Source organism: Acaryochloris marina S15 (assembly GCF_018336915.1).
Lineage (GTDB): Bacteria > Cyanobacteriota > Cyanobacteriia > Thermosynechococcales > Thermosynechococcaceae > Acaryochloris > Acaryochloris marina_A.
Map to the genome: position 1 here is coordinate 130,541 of NZ_CP064927.1, position 18,811 is coordinate 149,351.

At 45.6% G+C, this 18,811-nt stretch carries 21 protein-coding genes and 1 pseudogene; 11 read left to right on the plus strand and 11 right to left on the minus strand.

From position 1 onward, the window contains the following. Window positions 1–159: 159 nt before the first annotated feature. A complete protein-coding gene (locus tag I1H34_RS31420) occupies window positions 160–1,797 on the plus strand; it encodes an IS1182 family transposase (RefSeq protein ID WP_212667216.1) in 1,638 nt (545 codons plus the stop codon). Window positions 1,798–1,911: 114 nt separating this feature from the next. On the opposite strand, the gene I1H34_RS31425 is transcribed toward I1H34_RS31420, so the two are convergent. Further along, entirely contained in the window at window positions 1,912–4,941 is a 3,030-nt protein-coding gene (locus I1H34_RS31425; protein WP_212667217.1) for a Tn3 family transposase, read from the minus strand. Window positions 4,942–4,946: 5 nt separating this feature from the next. After that, window positions 4,947–5,420 (minus strand): double zinc ribbon domain-containing protein, encoded by a 474-nt coding sequence (locus I1H34_RS31430; RefSeq protein WP_212667218.1) that lies wholly within the window; start codon window positions 5,418–5,420, stop codon window positions 4,947–4,949. 80 nt (window positions 5,421–5,500) lie between these two features. Here I1H34_RS31430 and I1H34_RS31435 point away from each other — a divergent pair, with 80 nt between their 5' ends. Both I1H34_RS31435 and I1H34_RS32630 read left to right on the plus strand, forming a co-directional pair. After that, a complete protein-coding gene (locus I1H34_RS31435) occupies window positions 5,501–6,394 on the plus strand; it encodes a tyrosine-type recombinase/integrase (protein WP_212667219.1) in 894 nt (297 codons plus the stop codon). A 242-nt stretch (window positions 6,395–6,636) separates the two neighbouring features. Next, on the plus strand, window positions 6,637–7,110 hold the full coding sequence (locus I1H34_RS32630) for a hypothetical protein (RefSeq protein ID WP_249370344.1): 474 nt from the start codon (window positions 6,637–6,639) through the stop codon (window positions 7,108–7,110). A gap of 322 nt (window positions 7,111–7,432) precedes the next feature. Here I1H34_RS32630 and I1H34_RS31445 read toward each other — a convergent pair whose 3' ends face one another. After that, window positions 7,433–7,927, minus strand: a complete 495-nt coding sequence (locus I1H34_RS31445; protein ID WP_212667220.1) for a hypothetical protein — start codon at window positions 7,925–7,927, stop codon at window positions 7,433–7,435. A 221-nt stretch (window positions 7,928–8,148) separates the two neighbouring features. Between I1H34_RS31445 and I1H34_RS31450 the strand changes: the two genes are divergently transcribed. Next, the gene (locus I1H34_RS31450) at window positions 8,149–8,838 is read left to right on the plus strand and encodes a class I SAM-dependent methyltransferase (protein ID WP_212667221.1); all 690 of its coding nucleotides are present in this window, start codon (window positions 8,149–8,151) and stop codon (window positions 8,836–8,838) included. A gap of 12 nt (window positions 8,839–8,850) precedes the next feature. On the opposite strand, the gene I1H34_RS31455 is transcribed toward I1H34_RS31450, so the two are convergent. Continuing rightward, on the minus strand, window positions 8,851–9,207 hold the full coding sequence (locus I1H34_RS31455) for a hypothetical protein (RefSeq protein WP_212667222.1): 357 nt from the start codon (window positions 9,205–9,207) through the stop codon (window positions 8,851–8,853). A gap of 147 nt (window positions 9,208–9,354) precedes the next feature. After that, the gene (locus tag I1H34_RS31460; RefSeq protein WP_212667308.1) at window positions 9,355–10,161 is read right to left on the minus strand and encodes a sigma-70 family RNA polymerase sigma factor; all 807 of its coding nucleotides are present in this window, start codon (window positions 10,159–10,161) and stop codon (window positions 9,355–9,357) included. Window positions 10,162–10,377: 216 nt separating this feature from the next. Between I1H34_RS31460 and I1H34_RS31465 the strand changes: the two genes are divergently transcribed. Next, complete coding sequence (locus I1H34_RS31465) at window positions 10,378–10,593, plus strand: DUF2949 domain-containing protein (RefSeq protein ID WP_212667223.1); 216 nt, start codon at window positions 10,378–10,380, stop codon at window positions 10,591–10,593. 89 nt (window positions 10,594–10,682) lie between these two features. Here the strand turns inward: I1H34_RS31465 and I1H34_RS31470 are convergent. The 3 genes and pseudogenes from I1H34_RS31470 to I1H34_RS31480 form a co-directional block, all read right to left on the minus strand. After that, a pseudogene (locus tag I1H34_RS31470) lies at window positions 10,683–10,961 on the minus strand (HU family DNA-binding protein); the annotation flags it as partial. A 448-nt stretch (window positions 10,962–11,409) separates the two neighbouring features. After that, complete coding sequence (locus I1H34_RS31475; RefSeq protein WP_212667225.1) at window positions 11,410–11,871, minus strand: hypothetical protein; 462 nt, start codon at window positions 11,869–11,871, stop codon at window positions 11,410–11,412. A gap of 401 nt (window positions 11,872–12,272) precedes the next feature. After that, window positions 12,273–12,632 (minus strand): hypothetical protein, encoded by a 360-nt coding sequence (locus I1H34_RS31480; RefSeq protein WP_212667226.1) that lies wholly within the window; start codon window positions 12,630–12,632, stop codon window positions 12,273–12,275. Between the two features lie 93 nt (window positions 12,633–12,725). On the opposite strand from I1H34_RS31480, the gene I1H34_RS33050 reads away from it, so the two are divergent. Further along, window positions 12,726–12,965: a transposase gene (locus I1H34_RS33050; protein ID WP_315874919.1), complete on the plus strand. Its 240-nt coding sequence runs from the start codon at window positions 12,726–12,728 to the stop codon at window positions 12,963–12,965. Then, window positions 12,893–13,870: an IS4 family transposase gene (locus tag I1H34_RS31485; RefSeq protein WP_315874923.1), complete on the plus strand. Its 978-nt coding sequence runs from the start codon at window positions 12,893–12,895 to the stop codon at window positions 13,868–13,870. The genes I1H34_RS33050 and I1H34_RS31485 overlap by 73 nt, the downstream gene beginning before the upstream one ends. Here I1H34_RS31485 and I1H34_RS31490 read toward each other — a convergent pair. Beyond that, window positions 13,825–14,667, minus strand: coding sequence for an SMP-30/gluconolactonase/LRE family protein (locus tag I1H34_RS31490; RefSeq protein WP_249370345.1), 843 nt, complete (start codon window positions 14,665–14,667; stop codon window positions 13,825–13,827). The genes I1H34_RS31485 and I1H34_RS31490 overlap by 46 nt on opposite strands. Window positions 14,668–14,746: 79 nt before the next feature. Here I1H34_RS31490 and I1H34_RS31495 point away from each other — a divergent pair, with 79 nt between their 5' ends. After that, window positions 14,747–15,304 carry a GNAT family N-acetyltransferase gene (locus I1H34_RS31495; protein ID WP_212667227.1) on the plus strand — a complete coding sequence of 186 codons (558 nt, stop codon included), beginning with the start codon at window positions 14,747–14,749 and terminating at the stop codon, window positions 15,302–15,304. Window positions 15,305–15,666: 362 nt separating this feature from the next. Here I1H34_RS31495 and I1H34_RS31500 read toward each other — a convergent pair whose 3' ends face one another. Beyond that, window positions 15,667–15,981 carry a hypothetical protein gene (locus tag I1H34_RS31500; RefSeq protein WP_212667228.1) on the minus strand — a complete coding sequence of 105 codons (315 nt, stop codon included), beginning with the start codon at window positions 15,979–15,981 and terminating at the stop codon, window positions 15,667–15,669. Between the two features lie 713 nt (window positions 15,982–16,694). On the opposite strand from I1H34_RS31500, the gene I1H34_RS32635 reads away from it, so the two are divergent. Then, window positions 16,695–17,051 carry a hypothetical protein gene (locus tag I1H34_RS32635; RefSeq protein WP_249370346.1) on the plus strand — a complete coding sequence of 119 codons (357 nt, stop codon included), beginning with the start codon at window positions 16,695–16,697 and terminating at the stop codon, window positions 17,049–17,051. Between the two features lie 360 nt (window positions 17,052–17,411). Here the strand turns inward: I1H34_RS32635 and I1H34_RS31510 are convergent, their stop codons facing one another. Beyond that, on the minus strand, window positions 17,412–17,702 hold the full coding sequence (locus I1H34_RS31510; protein ID WP_212667230.1) for a HigA family addiction module antitoxin: 291 nt from the start codon (window positions 17,700–17,702) through the stop codon (window positions 17,412–17,414). A 79-nt stretch (window positions 17,703–17,781) separates the two neighbouring features. Here I1H34_RS31510 and I1H34_RS31515 point away from each other — a divergent pair, with 79 nt between their 5' ends. Beyond that, on the plus strand, window positions 17,782–18,120 hold the full coding sequence (locus I1H34_RS31515) for a type II toxin-antitoxin system RelE/ParE family toxin (RefSeq protein WP_212667231.1): 339 nt from the start codon (window positions 17,782–17,784) through the stop codon (window positions 18,118–18,120). A 6-nt stretch (window positions 18,121–18,126) separates the two neighbouring features. Next, window positions 18,127–18,429 (plus strand): helix-turn-helix domain-containing protein, encoded by a 303-nt coding sequence (locus tag I1H34_RS31520; protein ID WP_212667232.1) that lies wholly within the window; start codon window positions 18,127–18,129, stop codon window positions 18,427–18,429. Window positions 18,430–18,811 lie beyond the last annotated feature (382 nt).

Here is an 18,811-nt window from a genome sequence, read left to right on the forward strand (position 1 = left end):
TAACGGTTCCTGTTGGCGAATGTATTTGTGAGCATTAATACTTAGCGATCTGTCCAAATACCCCCTTGGAAAATGAGGAATTGCAAAGGCCCATTTTTCTGTTACTTCATCGACCTAGCATGAACTCAACGCTGTTCATAGAGCAAGGAGCACCCTGCTATGTCTATGCACCCTCACCCCATTCAGCCAGTTCCCGAAAACACAGCCACAGTCGCTCATCTAGCATTTCCTAAAGGCAATCGATACATCACGCTACGCGATGAAATTGGCACCTTCTTTACTGATGAAGACTTCAGGGACTTGTTTTCAGTTTATGGTCAATCTGCGATCAGTCCCTGGCAACTTGCCCTCATCTGTATCCTGCAATTTCTAGAAGATCTGACAGATCGACAAGCAGCAGATGCCGTTCGTAGCCGCATTGATTGGAAATACTTACTAGGACTGGAGTTGACCGACCCAGGATTTGACTATTCCGTATTATCTGAATTTCGAGCACGGTTGATTGAAGGGCAAGCAGAACAACGCTTGTTGGATTTACTCCTATCAGAATGCAAAACCCGAGGCTGGCTGAAGCAACGAGGTAAACAACGAACTGATTCAACGCATGTATTAGCTGCCACACGCACCCTCAACCGTTTAGAGTGTGTGGGTGAAACCCTAAGAGCAGCACTGAATAGTATTGCTACGGTTGCGCCAGATTGGCTACAAGCGTGGGTTCCCCTTGAATGGTTTGACCGTTATCGTCGTTCAATTGAGGAATATCGCTTGCCGAAGGGAATTACTCCTCGTCAAGAATATGCGGCAGTCATTGGTGCAGATGGGATGCATCTACTAGAGAGAGTTTGGGACGATTCAGCCCCTTCAAAGTTGAGAGAAATACCGACTGTTGAGGTCCTGCGCCGTACTTGGGTCAACCAATACCAGATTGTTGAAGGACAAGTCCAGTTGAGAGCAGCCAAGAATATTCCGCCTGCAGGAGAGCGAATTGATTCTCCCTATGATCCAGATGCCCGGTTTGGGAATAAACGTTCTACGACCTGGACAGGCTATAAAGTTCATTGGACTGAAACTTGTGATGATGAGCAGGTGCATTTGATTACTCATGTCATGACAACCCATGGCCATCAAACCGATCTTGGACAGACCCCACAAGTGCATATGGCTCTTAAGGCAAAAGGTTTGCTACCGGCTGAGCATATGGTTGATACAGCTTATGTCGATTCTCCTTTGATGCTGAATAGTCCAAGAGATTATGGAATTGAACTGGTCGGCCCTATGCGTCCAGTTGCCAATTGGCAATCTCATGATCCTGAGGCCTATGACTTGAAGCGTTTTCAGATCAACTGGGAAACTCAAACCGTAACATGTCCACAAGGGAAAACGAGTAAGAGTTGGGGACCGGGAAAAGACACAGCAGGACGCCCAATATTTCATGTCAAGTTCTCATCAAAAGACTGTAGTCCTTGTGCTCAAAGATCTCTGTGCACTCGATGTAAGCGTTCACCTCGTCATTTAATGGTGCGTCCCAAGGAGGAACATGAGGCGATAGAAGCTATTCGTCAGGAGCAGAAGACTCCAGAATGGCAAGAACGCTATGACAGACGTGCAGGCATAGAAGGGACTCTGGCAACAGGTATCCAAGTTTTTGGGTTGAGACAAACTCGATATATTGGCCTTGCCAAAACTCATTTGCAGCATGTTTTCTCGACCGTAGCCATGAATATACGTCGTCTCGTTTCATGGGGTATGACAACGATTCCTAGGTTAGAGGGCCATAAGGCTGAAATCTATATCTGATAGTTATTCCAGGCGACGTTTGAATTTAATTCTGTGAGATGGAAGTCCATTTCGGTACTGATGTCCTATTCTTAAACTCTCTTGCCAACTGATCAACATAGTTTTAACCACCGACTACACCAATATGGGTTCAGCCTCTTGTTCCTTTAGAGCAATCGGAATATCAAAATTGATGGGTGGCGGATTACGCTGTTGATCTAAGAAGAATAGTCCGAACCGATTGAGATGGTCCATCCAATAAGGGCTCAGTAACGCCAATACCTCTGCATCAAACATGCGGCCATTTTGGGCTTCCTCATTGAGAATGCGACTCATCTCTGAAACGTTGTAGAAAATGAGACAGTTGGCCACCAGGTGATTGTATTTGATGCGCTTTCGGAGTTCAGCTCGGTTATTGCTAGAGAGGACTTGGTTTTCACCGCCAAAGGCGAGCCACTTAATAAAGCGATTGAATGACTCACACTTGTTGGTTTCAGCATGGATCGTTTCCTGCATTTGAGGGTCGTTGATGTACTGCAGTAAGAAAATGGTTCTCAAGACACCTCCAAGCTCATGAAATGCTTGAAATAGCTTATTCTTGCGGCTATTGGTTCCCAACTTTCTCAACAGGGTAGAGGCTTGAACTTTCCCTTCTTTGATGGACAACGCTACCCGTAACATATCCGGTAAGTGGGTTTCAATTAGATCCCAGTCCGTCACCTCGGTGAACAAGCTGTCCAAATGCTTGTAGCGGGTCCCCCGAGATGGCCGATAAAACGCTAAGCTCTGCCAACCTCGAATGCGAGGCATCAGGGTAATGCCCAATAGAAACGCCAAGGCAAACACCGTACAGCTTTGGGATTGAGTATCGCCATGAATCGTGTCCGGTTGAATTTCAGACGTATTTTTGAGCAACCCATCAAGGATGTAAATGGCTTCCCACACCCCGCAAGGAATAAAGTGACTGAACAGGGCAATGTAGGTGTCGCTGATGTGGTAGTAGCCAATGCCGCCATAGCCACCATAGCGGATGTGATATTCCGCCAATAGATTCTGCTCATACATATCCCACTTGGTTCCATCCACTGAAGCCTGTTTGCCGGACCCCCAAACCTTGGGAAGCGAAAAGCGGTTATAGGAATCGATGATCTCAGTAATGGCCTGCTGGATGTTCTCTTCACTTATGTGGCGATGGTGAATCCAGGAGATTTGACGACGGTTAGTTCCGGGTAACGACCGTTCCAATTGGCTGGTGCCAATGTTACAGCCGAAACAGAATGTGGTGGCGATATATCGTTCAACTGGATCTGTGATCTTGGCGTCAAAGCCAGATAGGGGACCGAAGCATTGGGTCCAGTTGAGCCATTTCTCGGTGTCACACAGCACATCCAGAATAGAGACGGGTTTGATCTTCCGTTCAATGAGTGCCTTCACTTCCGCCAATCCTTCGGGTAATTGACGTTGGCGTTTATGGATTACCAGACGGTCTTTTTTAAAGCTCAAGTGAGCATTGGTGGGGAAGGCCTGATCTGCCGTCTTGGCCGCTTCTCGTAACCGGTGCTTCATCTCTTGAACAAAGGCCTTACCCTCCGTTGGCAGATTGATCATCTTGCCATACTCTTCAGCTGAGTCCTGGTATTCTTCCCAAGAAATCAACTGGCTGTAATAGTCCCCAAATTCGTTACTGCCCGGAATATACAAATCCCCCGACTGCAATTCCAGACTGATATGGGAGAACACACACAACTCAAAGTAAAGGCGATGAACTTTGGTGGGTGGAGTCTGTTGTGAATCCATGATCAACGACCGCCACTTGTTAGGCACCCAACTGAGATCCAGCATCGGGACAACCGCTTCATCAGGGCTGCCCTGATTCACGATCTGGGTCATCGGCACCCATTTACTGCGTTTGGACCGATGGGCTTTGATAAATTCAACCGCGTTGATTAAAGACTGGTCCTGGGTGCTGGAGCACAAGGGGAGTTGCTCTAGGAGTCGGAAGAATACGGCTCGATGAGCACGATAGAAACGGGTCAAAAAAGAGAAGTAGTTGTTGCCCACATAGGCTAAATGCTCTTGGCAATCGTCAATGAGCTGTTGTGGATCATTCCCAATCACAATTTTCATCGACTTGAAGCGTGTGGTGATCCGGCCTTCAGAGTCATAGGCCAACAGAACATGCAAGAAGATGTCGATGAGTTCATCCGTGCGAGCTTGCGTCCTGCGACGATAGTCACTCAGGGCTTCTGCTCCCTTGTGATGGAGCTGGCGGACCCGTTTGATAAACATCTCCGCTAAATCATCCAGTGTGTTGGCATATTGAGACGATAGCAAGGCCAGGGCTAAGGTATAGCGTTTGGCGTCGCTCATTTCTTTCATGCGAGCAGCATCTAAAGACTGGGCCTCTGCGGCGAGGGCCTTGATCTTGACGGCGGGAATATCCTGCAAACCGGAATTTGGGATCTGCAGATCAGCCAACCATTCCAACCGTTCAATCCACTCTTGCAGCCGCGAGAGCAAGGGTTTGCCGGGGTCTTCCTTCAAGCGGTTCCATAACGATTTCTCTACTAGCGAAGCCGACACAAATAACCGATTCAGCTTCACCCGCTCCGTCCGCTTTAAGGTCTGACTGACTTGTTCATACTGCTTTGTAGCCACCGCTTTTCGGACCTCTCGTGCAGCTTGGTCTAGGGTATAAAAAGCTGGGAGCTCAAATCGATGGCGGACCAATTCTTCAATGGCCACATTGATCAAGTCTGGGAGTTCATGTTTGGTCAATGCCGCCTTTTCCATCGATTCATGGACAACGGCACTGGCTTGGGGGCCATACTTGGTAATTTGTAAATAGCTGCGAATCACCCGCAAATGTCGTTGATGGGCTTTAGAACGATCATAAGTTGCCAGATCGGGTTGGAAACCGCGTAGGCCAGCTAAGGTGGCGATGTGACGTACCGCAGTAGTTGGTGCATCACTGGTCTTGATGGCATAGCCTAAGCGTTGGTAAGTTTTCAGGGACACCAAAAACCCCAATTGAGTTTGAGCACTTCGGGTGAGGTGCTTTGCTAGGGCTAATTCCTCTTGGGTTGGGGTGTAGATGGCTGAGAGATCTTCATTGGAGGGGTTCCGCTTTAAGCGTGGATAAGCAGTCTCATGTACACTGGCCACTGCCTCTACTCTCCTTTCGTCTGTAGCTGGGTTTGATAAGGGGTTCCGCAATAGGGGCAAAAACGATGCTTGAGAGAGGTGATGGGTTCTTGGCAGCTGATACAGCGATCTTGTAGCCGAGTACCACAAGCAAAACAGTGTTTAGATCTGATATCCATCCACAGGGGTTCAGGCGCACTGCCGGCGCGCCAACACTGGGGGCAAAACTTCAAAGTTTGCGTGGCTTGGATGGCTCGGCCTCTGCTAATGGAATCCAAGTAATCTGGAGGGATTTGTAGGGCACATGCTAAACCCTGACGTGTTTTGTGATTGAGGGAGTGGGTTTTACCGCGCTCCAGCTTACCCAAACTTTGGGCGTGGATATTGGCCTTAAGGGCGACTTCCTTCTGGGTGAGACCGAGTCTGACTCGCAGGCGGCGAAGATACTCAGCCAAGGATTCATCAGGATGGGGGAGGGCATCAGATTCTAAAGGTTGCATGGATTTATCACTTAATATTCCTTCTCCAGAGGTATAGTGCATGAGGCGAAGTGAGTCTTTAGATTTAAGCAAAGCTCTAGATGAATCAGCCTTTAGCCACCGTGGCGACCCAGTTTTTAGATCGCCCCCATCTGGCCCCGAGTACAACCCGTTCCTATGAACTGACCCTGATGCCGTTATTGAAGCAATATGGCAGCTGGTCAGTGGAATTATTAGATGCTGAGATCCTGTCAGACTATCTCAATAGCCTGACGCACCTGTCTTACACCACTCACCACCGGCATCAAGCTACCCTCAATGCCTTGCTCAACTTTGCTGTTCGCCAGAGGTATATCCGCAGCAATCCCATTGCCCAGTTAGAGCATCGTTCACCGGATAGAGCTAAGGGAGAACATCTAAGTGATCAGCCCATTCGATTCTTGAAACCAGAGCAATTGACCACCCTGTATCAAGCTGTTTATAACGATGCGCGTTTGTATGCACTGGTGAAGCTATTGCATCACAGTGGGGCCCGCATTTCAGAAATTTTGGCCTTGGATTTGGCAGAAGTCGATCTAGAGCAACGACAATTTCAGGTCGTGGGTAAAGGCAACAAAACCCGTTGGTGCTTTTATAGCGAAGATGCAGCTGCAGCCTTGCAGAAATACATTGAGTTCTATCGCCATACGCCCTCGCCGGCATTATTCACAGCCCAAAAGACCCCCACAAGTTCGGTGACACGTATGAGTTACCGAACAGCCCATCATCACTGGCATCAATCGATTCAAAGCTATCAACATCTTCAGGGAGTGAGGTTGCACGATCTGCGCCATACCTTTGCGACAGAGCGAGTGGGACTAATGGGGCTTGAGGAACTCAGAGCCTTAATGGGACACCAACATATCCAGACAACCCTTCGATATCAGACAGTCACATCCGAACAAGCAAAAGGGGCTGCTCAGCGAGCGTTTCAACGTTTAGCAAATACAGTCTAATAAGATGCTTTCAAACTAAGGATATTGGTAGCTCGATAACTACTACCTTGCAGGTAAAAATGGAGAGATCTCAGAATATAAGAATTACTCTGCAATCAAAGAATGAGTTTAAAAACGAGGCTAAGACAATGAAAATGACTTCCATTTCACGAGATTAAATTCAATCGTCGCCTGGAATAACTATCAGATATAGATTTCAGCCTTATGGTCCTCTAACCTAGGAATCGTTGTCATACCCCGTGTTGGCTAATATCCGAGGAGTGAAAGAACCATGGGCGGTGATTACAGATGAATCACCCACGCTACAGACCTTGTGGCAATACGCTTTGAGGTTTCGGGTCGAAGAATTATTTCTCGATAGTAAGTCTGGAGTGTTTGAGCTAGAAGAGTCGAAAATTCGCTGTGCTGATGCATTAGAGAGGCTTTATCTGGTTGCTGCTGTGGCACTGCTATTCAGCACGACTCAAGGAATGGCTGTTCACATTAAAGGGCTGCGCCAACAGGTTGATCCACATTGGCGGCGAGGCATTAGTTATCTCAAAATTGGATTACGGTGGCTCAAGGGGGTAGTCCATAAAGGACGGGAGTTGTTGATGCCAGTCCCCTTGCTCTGCCATGATCCACAACCGTGTTTTGCGTCTAAAAAAGCTCAAAAGAAACACTACAACAAAATCTGGTTCTCTCGCATCCGCTCTTTACAGTGCAAGGCTTTATGAGCAGGGGAAGGCGAAGATCTGTCAGGCAGTCAGGGTCTTTGGTCTTCTTGAGTCGCTAGAGTCTATTCAGAAGGTTTTGTCTGCCCTGACTGCTTTGTATCCAGAAAGCCTAAGCTATGATGATTAACCTAGTACACTCCCTAGCCGCCCAGGTAGCTGTTGATGGCTTTACCTTTGATGTTATCTGCGATTTTAAGTCTGTTGGTATCTTTGTTCTGGATGGGTGTGGGGCTTTCCTATTTCCAACGAGAGAGCTGCTCAATATAGGCTGGGAGATAGCTCTGTTCCTGATAGTGGCAAGACTTTATATTCTCCTCTGCCCTCACCATAAAACTGGAGGTCCAGGATTGCCTTGTCGATGATCAAGCTTTATAGCGTCTGCTTGCCAGATCAACTTAAATCGCTCCAATCCTTTTGGGCTGATATCGATCTCGTCATCGGTCAATATCAGTTCACCATTAGCAAAGGTTGAGCCAGCTGCACTGAGGATACCAATGAACTCATCGTGATCTGCGATAACCTGAACAGAGCGCTTCAGACCACCATAGGAATATATCTGGGCAATTTGATCCATGGTGACAGGGTAGTGATCAAATAACACTCGAATGTAGAGAGAGAGCAGGGGCATCGGATCATCGCTGCCAAACACGGCATTGCAGATGCAGGTCGATGTAGACAGCATCCAAGTAGCAATCTTTTTGGGATCGGTAGAGCGCTCTCGTGCCATTTCCAAAAGAAGATCCATCATATTGTTCCTAAAGGGAACATTCAGACGAGTTTCTAGATTTTTCCAGACGGCTAAAGTATTAGGATCCATTTTAGGTCGAGCTTTTCACTTGCTATATCCTTGGATACCCAAATTAGCGCAAAAACCGTCTAGCGATTTACTCAATAAGACAATCTGGACAGCAATCCCTCCAAAGACTCCTGTCATTGAATAACCACTGAATGAACTGTGGGTCTGATGAAGGTGGGTTGGGGTTGCGATGTTTCGATGATGGATTGCACTAACAATCAATATCATTCCTTTAATGAACTATGGACGACCCAACTAAAGTAATTCTGAACATCAAAGAAAGCCAGGTTGTTGAGTCCTGGTGCAAGAATGCTCAACCTTGGATTGATGCTATCAGAGGAAATCAAATTGAAAGTCGAATTAGGGTTACCAACCAGGCTATCTGCGAAGCCGTGACCAAACTCGCCCCTGAGAGGGCATTAGATCTTGGTTGCGGTGAGGGGTGGCTGACGCGATACCTTCTATCTAAAGGTATAGAAACAGTGGGTGTAGATGCTTCTGCTAAGCTGATCGAAGAAGCTCAAAGCCATCACATTAGTGAGTATTACTGCATTGAGTATAGTGCGATTCCTTTGCAGCTTATGCATCGGCAATTTGATGTAGTAGTTGCCAATTTTTCATTGTTTGGAGATCAATGCGTTGAAAATTTACTGCCTAGTATCAAGGGAATGCTCAATGATTCTGGTTCACTAGTGATTCAAACACTACATCCCAAGATTGCCTGTGGTAGCTTGCCTTATCAAGATGGATGGCGTGATGGTTCATGGTCAGGCTTTAGCAGTGACTTTACTAATCCTGCACCCTGGTACTTTAGAACCTTGGAAAGTTGGATATCCTTATTATCACGCTATGATATGCAGCTTACAGAAATAATAGAGCCCACAGATCCTGTTACAGGTAGGATAGCCTCAGCTATTTTTATTACCTCATGAATGAAACAAGAATTATTCTTCCCAATAAGTCAATTGCACCGTTTGCATATCCACATCATTGCTCAGTAATGTTTGTGAGTCTCCGACAAAGTTCTCATGAGGCATGCCTAACTCGTACATAGAATTTTTGGTATTTACATACATGCGACCACTATTAGAGAAGTATCCCTGAATAGGAGAAGTTCTTAATGGTGTTCCTGACGGATACTTAGGATGATTGTGAATTTTTCCACGAATCACAACATTGTTACTCAGATCAACGCACATCCAAGCTTCAATAATAGATTGGCAAAGAGAGGGTGTATCAGGTGTAGTCGGGGAAGATTGAGCGTTCTGCAAAAAATAGTCAATGATTTCATCAGCAATCATAGTGACGAGGTTCTGAAGATGGCATGTAATGACTTAGAGGGCCAAAGAATAGGAAAATCATGTGTTTTTCCACTCTAACAATCATTAATTTCCTCTCCACGCCTGCTTTTAGAGGCTATTCCATGAGGATCAAGATGAGGTGCCTCTCTAAGCAGACTCAGCATGTTTCTCCAGTTTTTTCATGATTTTGTTGAGGATCAGTCGGATAGCTTCATGACTCAAACCAATCTGTTGGCCGATCGCTCTCATCGACTTGGGCTGATCATCCTCCAGGCCATATCTTTGGCTGAGTACAAATCGTTCCCGTTCATCTAGATTCGCCATTACCTGAGACAGTTCCTCGTCAAGTTGTAGAGATTCCATGTAAAGCGTCGGTTGATCATCTCCAGCTAGTAGATCGAGGAGCGTATCTTTTTGTTGTTGGCCGACAAGCTGATCAAGGGACGATACCTTTTGGAATAATTGCAGGGTACGACTAATAGTTTTCGGCTTGATATCGGTGGCTTCCGATAATTCTGATAGTGATGGTTTTCTACCAAGTGTTTGATTGAGTTCTCTGTAGTGCTTCTTGATTTTGTTGGCCTTATCCCAATGATTGTGAGGTAGGTAGATGGGACGTGATTTTGCTCGGACAGCAGCCGTAACCCCTTGTCGAATCCACCAGTAGGCATAGGTGCTGAAACGACAGCCTTGGGCAAGGTCAAATTTATCAACTGCGGTACTCAATCCAATGCTGCCTTCTTGAATCAAGTCCATCAAAGGTAAGCCCCGGTTCTGATGTTTCTTGGCAATGGAGACAACCAAGCGCAGGTTGCACTCGATCATCCTTTGCTTAGCTCGGAGGCTTCCCGCTTTAGCTTGTCTGGCAAGCTCAATTTCTTCTTCATGGGATAGGAGGGGATAACGGCCCATTTCCTGGAGGTATAAATGAAGACTGTCATTGTTTGTAGCCATCATTGAACCTTGCAAACATCATGGGTAGAGGAATACACCGAAATACTATCAATGGGGCCAGAATTTTTTATTTCTTAAGAAAATCGAAGAATGATTGACAAGTTTCTCAGAGTTCGGGAGTATTGCTGAAAATAGTTCAGTAGTCTCACTCAGGCTACTCTGCCACTCATTTCAGACTATAGAAACATCCAATAGCTCAACTGTTCCCTTTGATCGATGAGTTCTCCATCCCAACAACAGTTTATTCAGTACCTGCAAACTGAGCTAGAGATTTCAGAAGAAGCGATTGACTTGGCCTTGCGTCGTCAAAAGCCATCACGGGGTCCGTTGCATATGGTTCTATGGCAACATGGGCTGATCGACCTTGACCAACTTGGGAAAGCTTTTGAATGGCAAGTGAACGCAAAAGTAGCCATTGCGAACAGATTGTAGTTCCCAATAAAAAAGCCGGGAGGTCTAAAAGGTTACCCACCAGCTTGGTTGCAGGAATGCAGTGAAAACAAAACTTGTCTGTCAGACTATCAAGATTTTACTTTCTCCTTGAAATCCTTCCCAGCACTGAAAGCAGGGACTCTCGTTGCTGGGATATTCATTTTTTCTCCTGTCTTAGGATTACGCCCTTCTCTAGCCTTGCGATCTCTGGCTTCAAAGCTGCCGAAGCCAACGACGACAACTTTCTCACCGGAGCTAACCGTTTCCACGATTGTCTCAATAGCAGCCGAAAGAATTACATCAGCTTCCTTCTTAGTGGCACCAGTATTTTCAGCAATTTGGTCAATCAATTCGCCCTTATTCATATAAGTCTGTTGAAACGCCGTTGAGCATTGTAACTCAGGGCATTAGAAGGAAGTGATGGATCGTTTGAATCTTATTCCGAATTGGGAATGCTAGAAAAGTCATGCGAACTCTGTGAGCTTTAATTCACGGAGTGTATGGCTCCCTAGTCGTTCTCTAGTTCTTCTTGAATTGGAGAACGACGCACCAAAATTTATATGTGACTACTATAGAAGAAGATAGCCACTTTTCTGGTCGTCTAGCTTACTCTTACAACTCCCAGCCAAATATTGGGCTGGGCTTTTCATGGCTACCTGAACACTCTCCAGTACAAGCCACGAGGGCATGGTTCAAGCTTTAGGATGCCAGGGTAACACTTTTCGATAATTAAAAAATCTATATAACCCTTGTATAGTAGTGCTCTTAAGCTTTTTCTCTTAAGTAAAAGTGTTGCCCTGATTTGAACAGTGCCACTTAAGTTGATAACCTTCGTTGCGACTTATACCAGTTGTGGGCTTTATTAACTTGCTCTGTCCAGAAGCTTAAAACAGTATCTTCCTTTTTATCAGGCAATACATTTAGCAACTCCATCCAATCGAAAAAAATCTTACTGGGTTTATATTCAGTGCGATTGACTACAAGTGCATTTGCCATGAAGCCATGCTCACAATAGCTATGACATGAAATTTGCCCTAGGAAATCGCCAATGATATGTCTATCTAATCCTGTTAAGCCAGAGGTGTTCATGTAATATGAATCTCCATCATCAACACTAGGCAAATGAAATTCTATACCGCTGACCAAATCAGAGTATGTTATTAAGCTCGACCTTTTACCGATTTTCGCGATTCGTTTTTCTAATTCTGCATAGGCAATAGGATCTTGTGGAGCATAGGTCCATTGCCATTCAGCTAGCTTTTTAGCAACTTCATCCAAATTTCGCCACCCTTAGACTTACCACTTTCTTATTCATCTCTTGCATTCTATCAAGCAGAACAGTGACAAGCTCTTAGTTGGTATAACTCCACCCCAAACCCCCTCAAGTCTCCACCACCCGAATCACCACCGGGGGAACTGCGGGCTTTGTGAAGTGCCAGAGAAAAACTGCTGATACACCTATGACTATGGTAATGATCGCGACGAGGATAGCAGCGGTCTATCAGATGATCGATTAATCATCCCAGTCAACCTCAGTCTCGCATTCTTCATCTGGCAAGGTTTCTTCAAACCTTCCAAGCTGATAACAAAAACTTCTATCTCACTGGCATTTTCGCATCTGCATTCTTTGGTCAATATTATTGCCCACGTCGAGCTGATTGACGAGCCAGCCAATACTTTCAAATTGATAAACGTCCGATATTTGGTGCGATCAGGCTACCAATATAGAGGTAATCCTCCGTTTCTGTTACAGCCGTGTTCAGGGGATAGGTCCCTTGTGGATCTTGTAAATTCTGAACAACGTTACCACTGCTATCAACAGCAATGATATGACCATATGGCTGTGCTTTAGGCCGCAAGAACGCTGGCATACGCTGTACAACCTTTCGCATAAAGGGCTTATCCGATAGTTGGTCTAATACAGCACTTCGAGGAGAAACTAGTGCTATCCAAAAGCGATTGTCTAGCCCTGTGGTTATGTTATCTGGGAAAGCAGGTAAGTCTTTGAGAAACGTCTCATATTGCTGAAGGGGCGACATGCGCCGTAAACCCCTTGCTATTTGTGCAATAACCCGATAGATAAGAAAAAAGATGGGCTGCAAATGATGTATCTCCAGCTCACCTTATTGACAATGATATTGCCACTATACCAACCCCATTTACGCCGTCAACTGTCTCCTGCCCAGTATCTTCTCCTAGAGATCCTCGTTCATCTATTACAAACACTTCGCTGCGTCAAAATCGAGACGCTAGCAGAAGGGCTGCCACTGCCGATTCTTTTTGCCAGTCGCCGAAAAAAATCCAACGGTTCTTATCCTTACCGACCCTTGAGCTTGAAACGCTTTGGCTACCGCTGGTTAAGCTGTGGCTGAGCCAGCAGTATCCTCAAGGCTCCCAGCTTTATGTCGTCATCGACCGTACGAGTTGGGGAGTGATTAATCTATTGATGGTCAGCGTGGTCTGGCAACATCGCGCTATTCCCGTATGGTGTGAAGCCCTCTGCAAAAAGGGCAGCAGCAACTATGACGAGCAAACCGCTGTTTTAAGCAAAGTTATCCGCCATTTATCAGCCTATCGTCTGGTCATCCTCGGTGACCGAGAGTTTTGTTCCGTCAAGCTGGGGCAGTGGTTAGGCCAACAGAAGGTCTACTTTTGTCTGCGACTCAAGCGCAATACCGAAGTGGCTCTGGCCCAGCAGTTTACTCAACAACTCCAACAGTTTGGCCTTGTCCCAGGTCAAAAGCTATTTCTCAATGATGTGCGCGTCACTCAGGCTAAAGGCTTTGGAACTTTCAATGTGGCAGCCAAGTGGAAACGACGGTATCAGGGCTTTGCACCTGATGAAGCATGGTTTATTCTCACCAACTTCTGTGACCTCAATAGTGCTATCGTCAGCTACCAAAAACGCTTCTCTATCGAAGAGATGTTTCGGGACTTCAAGCAAGGAGGCTATTCTCTCGAAGGCTCTCAAGCCATGCAAGAACGGTTGGTGGCTATCGTTATTGTGATTGCCATTGCCTATACCAGTGCGGCACTGCAAGGGCAAAATCTCAAGCAAAAAGGACTACAGCGCTATATTACTAGACCCGAATCCACCACTTCACTGAACAAGCGGCATAGTGCATTCCGAGTTGGACTATCTGCGTATATGTGGGCCATAACGGGGGATGGAGTTCTGGCTCGATTGGTGGATGAGCTAATGAAACTCTCTCCCAATAAGCTGCCTGAATATCAACGGGGTATGAGAGCGATGGAGCTTGTCTGTGCTGGGTTGTAGCCTTCATGTCGCCCCCTCAGCTCATATTGCCCTTTTTTGGGGCCATTGAGCCAATAACGAATTACTCGGTAATTCCCTGTTTCATTGACTAGCACATACGTTTGGTCGTGGCTGACCGCAACGCCATTAGCGAAGTTCAGATCGTCTAATAGTGTCTGTACAGTTCCATCAGTAGGGTTAAAAACTAACAGTCTTCCATGACTTCCATGCTCCATCAGATCAAGAAGACTAGCTTCGTAGGTACCTCGCCATTCCTTTGCCCCAAATTTTGTAGAAGCGTCTGAAAAGTAGATTTTGCCGTCATCGGCTATGTCTACATCATTTGCATAGCTAATCGGCACTCCGTCCGCTTCAGTGGCCAACTCAGTAATTGTTTTATCTTTTGCTATGGATAAAAGGCCACGAAAAGCATCAGCAACAATCAAATTACCACTCTTGTCAAAATCAATGCCTAGCGGGCGACCACCCGTTTCAATCCAATTCTCTGAGCTTGAACCATTAGGTTGCAGTCGTACAATCCGACCTTCGTGGGTCGAGGCATATATACGCCCTTGGCTATCTAGGGCAATATCCTCAGGGCCATGATTGTCCCCTAGAGGTAACTCCTGAATATCTTTGAGGCGTTCATTGGATTCAAATGCTCCGCTGTAGCCAGGATTGAATGGTGCCTCCCATGCGACGGGTTCAATGGGTACAGGCCAGGCAGTCAAGTAAAGAACAATGAGGGCAACGATTAGTAGTAGCCTTAGAGACCTATTGCGCTTGCCTCGCTTCGTGGTGACTGAAATTCGTGACATAGTAGGGGCTGGTTAGTACAAATTGAAGAACAATAGCTATAACTAGGGGTATTGTTTAAGAACCCCAAAAATAACGATTATGGGCTCTAAACCAAATGTTGTGATTCGCTCAGCGAACTCAACTGATCTCCCTTATTTAGAAAATATACGAAAGTCAGCGTTCGTACCTGTCTTTTCCTCATTCCGTAAAATTCTGGGGGATGAAATCTACAATTTGGCGCAAGCGCATGAAGATGAAGCACAAGGCGACTTTCTTGCATCCTTGCTCGAACCAGACTCTGATTGGAAAGTCTATACTGCTGCGATAGATAGCACGGTCGTTGGTTTTGTCTCGTTCCAACTCAACTTAGATAGGAAAGTTGGTGAGATTGGACTTAACGCTGTAGACCCAAACCATTCAGGAAGGGGTATTGGCACAATTATGTATAACTTTGCAATTGCAAAAATGAAAGAGGTGGGGATGCAAGTTGCAACGGTGGCTACGGGTGGAGACCCAAGTCATGCCCCAGCACGTCGAGCTTATGAGAAAGCTGGTTTTACGGTACAGATTCCAAGTGTGTGGCTGTGTCAAAACTTTAAATGTGGCAGGCCAAGAATAGGCCATTTCGTATTGGGCACATCAGCAACGGCATCTTGATTGACTTCCTATTAGATGGCTTGTACTTCCAGGTGACCCTTGAACTTTTGATGAAGCTACCGCTGTTTTATCAGCCGCTGGAACCGTAAGGATAGGTGATCTCATTCCGGGGATTGCCTCGCGTTCTCAATCTCCGATACCAACCTTCGACATCACACCTATTAATTTCACCCAGTCTTCCGGCTTTTCAGATTCTATATTACTTAGCTTTGATTAGGATAAAAGCCCCAAATTGCAGCAACTTGGGACTTCTTTTACTTTTAGCTTGATTCAGTTACTTATCGTTTGATGCAGTCCAATGACTCTCCTGATCCATTCGATTTTTTAGCTAACCTATGCTATTCGGTAGTCTTTCACTAGGATTACCACCATCTAAAAAAACGACGACGACGGCCACGACGACGCAAAAATCGGAAAAAAGCGACTTTTTCTTGACTTTCAATCTTATTCAAAGCTTCAGCGTCTTCCAACGCATTAGAGTCAAGTTCATTCAGCTCAGAGTTCACCGCAGAAAGGTTTTGATGCTCAGGTGTAGTGGGGGCAATGGTGGTTAGTAGAGGTTGTATCGGCTCTGTCGTTTTACTCATCGCCTTTTGTGTTGCAGTAGTCATAAGACATAAAGAAAATAAACTGGCGCTTAGTAATACTTTGGTGGGGGTGCTTTGGTATTGAGTCATTGTTCAGAACCTCGTTTAGTGAAAAGAAGTAAGTTGTTTAACTTGTCCTCACTATCGCGAAACCCATAAGCAGAAACAATCCTGTTTTATTCAGGAAAATTCAGGTCTTGTTTTTGGGGTGTGATCTCAACTCGATACCAACTCCCTCGAACTAAGCTCAGAACTGCCAGAACGATCAACCGTATTTAAATTAGGGGCAAGCTGATGATATCCACAGACAATCACATAACTGGGTCCAAGAGTTGTCTTTTCTTCAAGACAATTGATTCAAAGCAAAACCTGAATACTTAAACTCAGAAACTGCCAACATGAAATTTCACTGTACCTATTGCGGACGTAAAATTGAATCTGGAAATAAGCTGTCTGGACACTTGATGAAGTGCCCGAATTGTAAGGCCGAGGTTACAGTACCCCATCAACAGAGAGTCCAAACTCCTGAGAAACTCGTAGCCAGTTCCAACAAGTCTGAATCTCATCGAACAAAGGGCTTTGCTTATCGACGCATGTTTCTCATTAGTCTAATAGCATGTCTAGTTTTCGGTGCTTTGACCGCGATCTATTCGCTGACTACATCCAGTTTTAACTCAAGCCAAGCAACCATACTGCTTACGACCATCTCATTAGGAACGTATAGTATGACTGGCTTATGTTGCGCTACTTTGATAGGCCATCCTCAGTACAGCCTACTAGGTCGGATTGGTATTGCAATATCAATGATTGGTGGATTATGGGCTTTTGTGACTAATCTGTTCCTCTTGGCTGCTCCCAAAATTTTTGAAGGGGGATCATTATTACAGGGTCGTTTATCCTTTCTCGTGATTGCAGTCGCTTTTGCTCATAGTGCACTGTTACTAAGGATAAACACGATAAATGCAACTGTGCAGAACATACGATATTTTACCCTCGGCATCATAGCCCTGTTTTCAGTGGTGCTTTTGGGTAATATTATGGCCCCAGAAGATTTTCCCAAAGCTTGGAGACTATTTAGTGTGCTTGCGGTATTAGATGTACTGGGAACAATCGCAACACCTCTTTCACATGCAGCAACTAAGGAAACTAAAGCTCACTGATAAACTGTTCATTTCTGTTTACTCCTCTAAATCCTTAGCAGAGCTTGAATACAACAGTGATAACCCCCTGCCTGAACTGCTGCTTAGGAAGCTCTGCAATCCTTCCTATGAAATACCTGCAACTGATGAGGCAGTGCTAAAATCTCAGATTTTGCAGGGGATTTATGTTTAGGTTTGGGATGGGGGTTGGTATTAGGAAATGTGGGCTTGCGATGGCCGAAGGCCGGTCGGAGACCATCGTAACTCGATACCAACTCCTCGACATTGCACCTATTAAATAACTCTATCTTTTCAGAATCTAGCGAGAATCTGTATTGCCTAGCCTTTTTCTTTCTTGCTCAAAACCTGTTGCGGTGTTAGCTAAACCTTAACTGCTAACCGCTTCAACTCAGCATGATCATTTTCTTGCTGTGCATTCCAAATATCATGATCGGCCTGCATTCGCATCCAGGTTAGCGGCTCCAGGCCCAAAACCCTAGACAGCCTCACGGCCATATCAGAACTCAGGGAAATTTTGCCATTGGCCAGCCTTGAAAAATTACCGGGGCTGACCTCTAAAGCATTTGCAACATCGGTCAAAGTCCATTCATTCGGTTCAAGAAACAATCCCTGAATGACCTCGCCGGGGTGGGGTGGGTCATGCATCAACATCAGTGGTAGTCCTCGTAATCAAGCAGAATAACGTTGCCATCGGTGAATTCAATTATGCCAAATAAGGTATAATTTTAACATGACTGATAAACCCATTAATTGGATAGGAACATCGTTAGAAGATATATCAAAATTTCCAGAAAATGCGCGTCGCAAAGCAGGGTTTCAGCTTCGTCTTGTTCAAACAGGTGAGGAACCAACGGATTTCAAATCCATGTCTACCGTTGGGGTAGGAGTCAAAGAAATTCGCATACGTACTGAAGATGCTTATCGTATTTTCTATATCGCTAAATTTAAGGAGGCTGTTTATGTCCTTCATGCATTTCAGAAAAAGACCCAAAAAACATCGAAGATGGATATTGAGATTGGGCAGAGACGTTATCAACAATTACTTCAATATAAGAAGTCAAGGGAGTAGCCGACTATGAATCAAGAAGAGCTTAAAGTAACTCAGGGCAGCCAAAATGTATTTGACGATCTGGGGTTTGCCCCAGAGGACTCCCAGAACCTGAGAATCAAAGCTGATCTGATGCTAAACTTGCGTAGTTTCATTCAATCTAAAGGATGGACCCAGCAAAAAGCAGCTCAATTTTTTGGTGAGACACAGCCTCGCATAAGCGATCTTATGACTGGAGATATTGAGCGATTTAGCATTGATAAGTTAGTCAAGATGTTGTCTCGTGCAGGTCTTGAAGTAAGGGTTGAAGTGGGCTTGAAAGCTGCTTAATATCCTCTCCTTGTATGCCCAATAGTGCAACATCCTCAAATAAAGGCAGGGAGCAGAGCAAAGGCACGGCTTTGTGATGGCGACATTGCCGATCTGATGTGTGCTAAGCTCTTGCTCGTTTCGGGGGTGCCCACTTTCGCATCGTCTTAGGCCAATTTTCGACTCAACACCAGCCCCCGAAACCTGCCAAACGGCGAGCGTCTTTTCTTAACATTTGCACCGATAGCCCAGCATTGCCATTCTCAAACTGTTCGGAGACTCCCCGCCAGCCCAACTCCCGGTAAAATCTAGCAGAACTGACCCTAGCGTTAGACCAAATCGGTCTTACTTGATTGGACTCTCGCAAATCCTCAAGCAAGCATTGGATAAATCCTGTGCCAAT

Excerpts from the sequence above, each read along its gene's own strand:
- I1H34_RS31420 (WP_212667216.1), top strand. The coding sequence starts at position 160 with ATGTCTATGCACCCTCACCCCATTCAGCCAGTTCCCGAAAACACAGCC.
- I1H34_RS31430 (WP_212667218.1), bottom strand. The coding sequence starts at position 5,420 with ATGCAACCTTTAGAATCTGATGCCCTCCCCCATCCTGATGAATCCTTG.
- I1H34_RS31435 (WP_212667219.1), top strand. The coding sequence starts at position 5,501 with ATGAATCAGCCTTTAGCCACCGTGGCGACCCAGTTTTTAGATCGCCCC.
- I1H34_RS31445 (WP_212667220.1), bottom strand. The coding sequence starts at position 7,927 with ATGGATCCTAATACTTTAGCCGTCTGGAAAAATCTAGAAACTCGTCTG.
- I1H34_RS31450 (WP_212667221.1), top strand. The coding sequence starts at position 8,149 with ATGGACGACCCAACTAAAGTAATTCTGAACATCAAAGAAAGCCAGGTT.
- I1H34_RS31455 (WP_212667222.1), bottom strand. The coding sequence starts at position 9,207 with ATGATTGCTGATGAAATCATTGACTATTTTTTGCAGAACGCTCAATCT.
- I1H34_RS31460 (WP_212667308.1), bottom strand. The coding sequence starts at position 10,161 with ATGGCTACAAACAATGACAGTCTTCATTTATACCTCCAGGAAATGGGC.
- I1H34_RS31465 (WP_212667223.1), top strand. The coding sequence starts at position 10,378 with ATGAGTTCTCCATCCCAACAACAGTTTATTCAGTACCTGCAAACTGAG.
- I1H34_RS31480 (WP_212667226.1), bottom strand. The coding sequence starts at position 12,632 with ATGTCGCCCCTTCAGCAATATGAGACGTTTCTCAAAGACTTACCTGCT.
- I1H34_RS33050 (WP_315874919.1), top strand. The coding sequence starts at position 12,726 with ATGATATTGCCACTATACCAACCCCATTTACGCCGTCAACTGTCTCCT.
- I1H34_RS31490 (WP_249370345.1), bottom strand. The coding sequence starts at position 14,667 with ATGTCACGAATTTCAGTCACCACGAAGCGAGGCAAGCGCAATAGGTCT.
- I1H34_RS31495 (WP_212667227.1), top strand. The coding sequence starts at position 14,747 with ATGGGCTCTAAACCAAATGTTGTGATTCGCTCAGCGAACTCAACTGAT.
- I1H34_RS31500 (WP_212667228.1), bottom strand. The coding sequence starts at position 15,981 with ATGACTCAATACCAAAGCACCCCCACCAAAGTATTACTAAGCGCCAGT.
- I1H34_RS32635 (WP_249370346.1), top strand. The coding sequence starts at position 16,695 with ATGATTGGTGGATTATGGGCTTTTGTGACTAATCTGTTCCTCTTGGCT.
- I1H34_RS31510 (WP_212667230.1), bottom strand. The coding sequence starts at position 17,702 with ATGTTGATGCATGACCCACCCCACCCCGGCGAGGTCATTCAGGGATTG.
- I1H34_RS31515 (WP_212667231.1), top strand. The coding sequence starts at position 17,782 with ATGACTGATAAACCCATTAATTGGATAGGAACATCGTTAGAAGATATA.
- I1H34_RS31520 (WP_212667232.1), top strand. The coding sequence starts at position 18,127 with ATGAATCAAGAAGAGCTTAAAGTAACTCAGGGCAGCCAAAATGTATTT.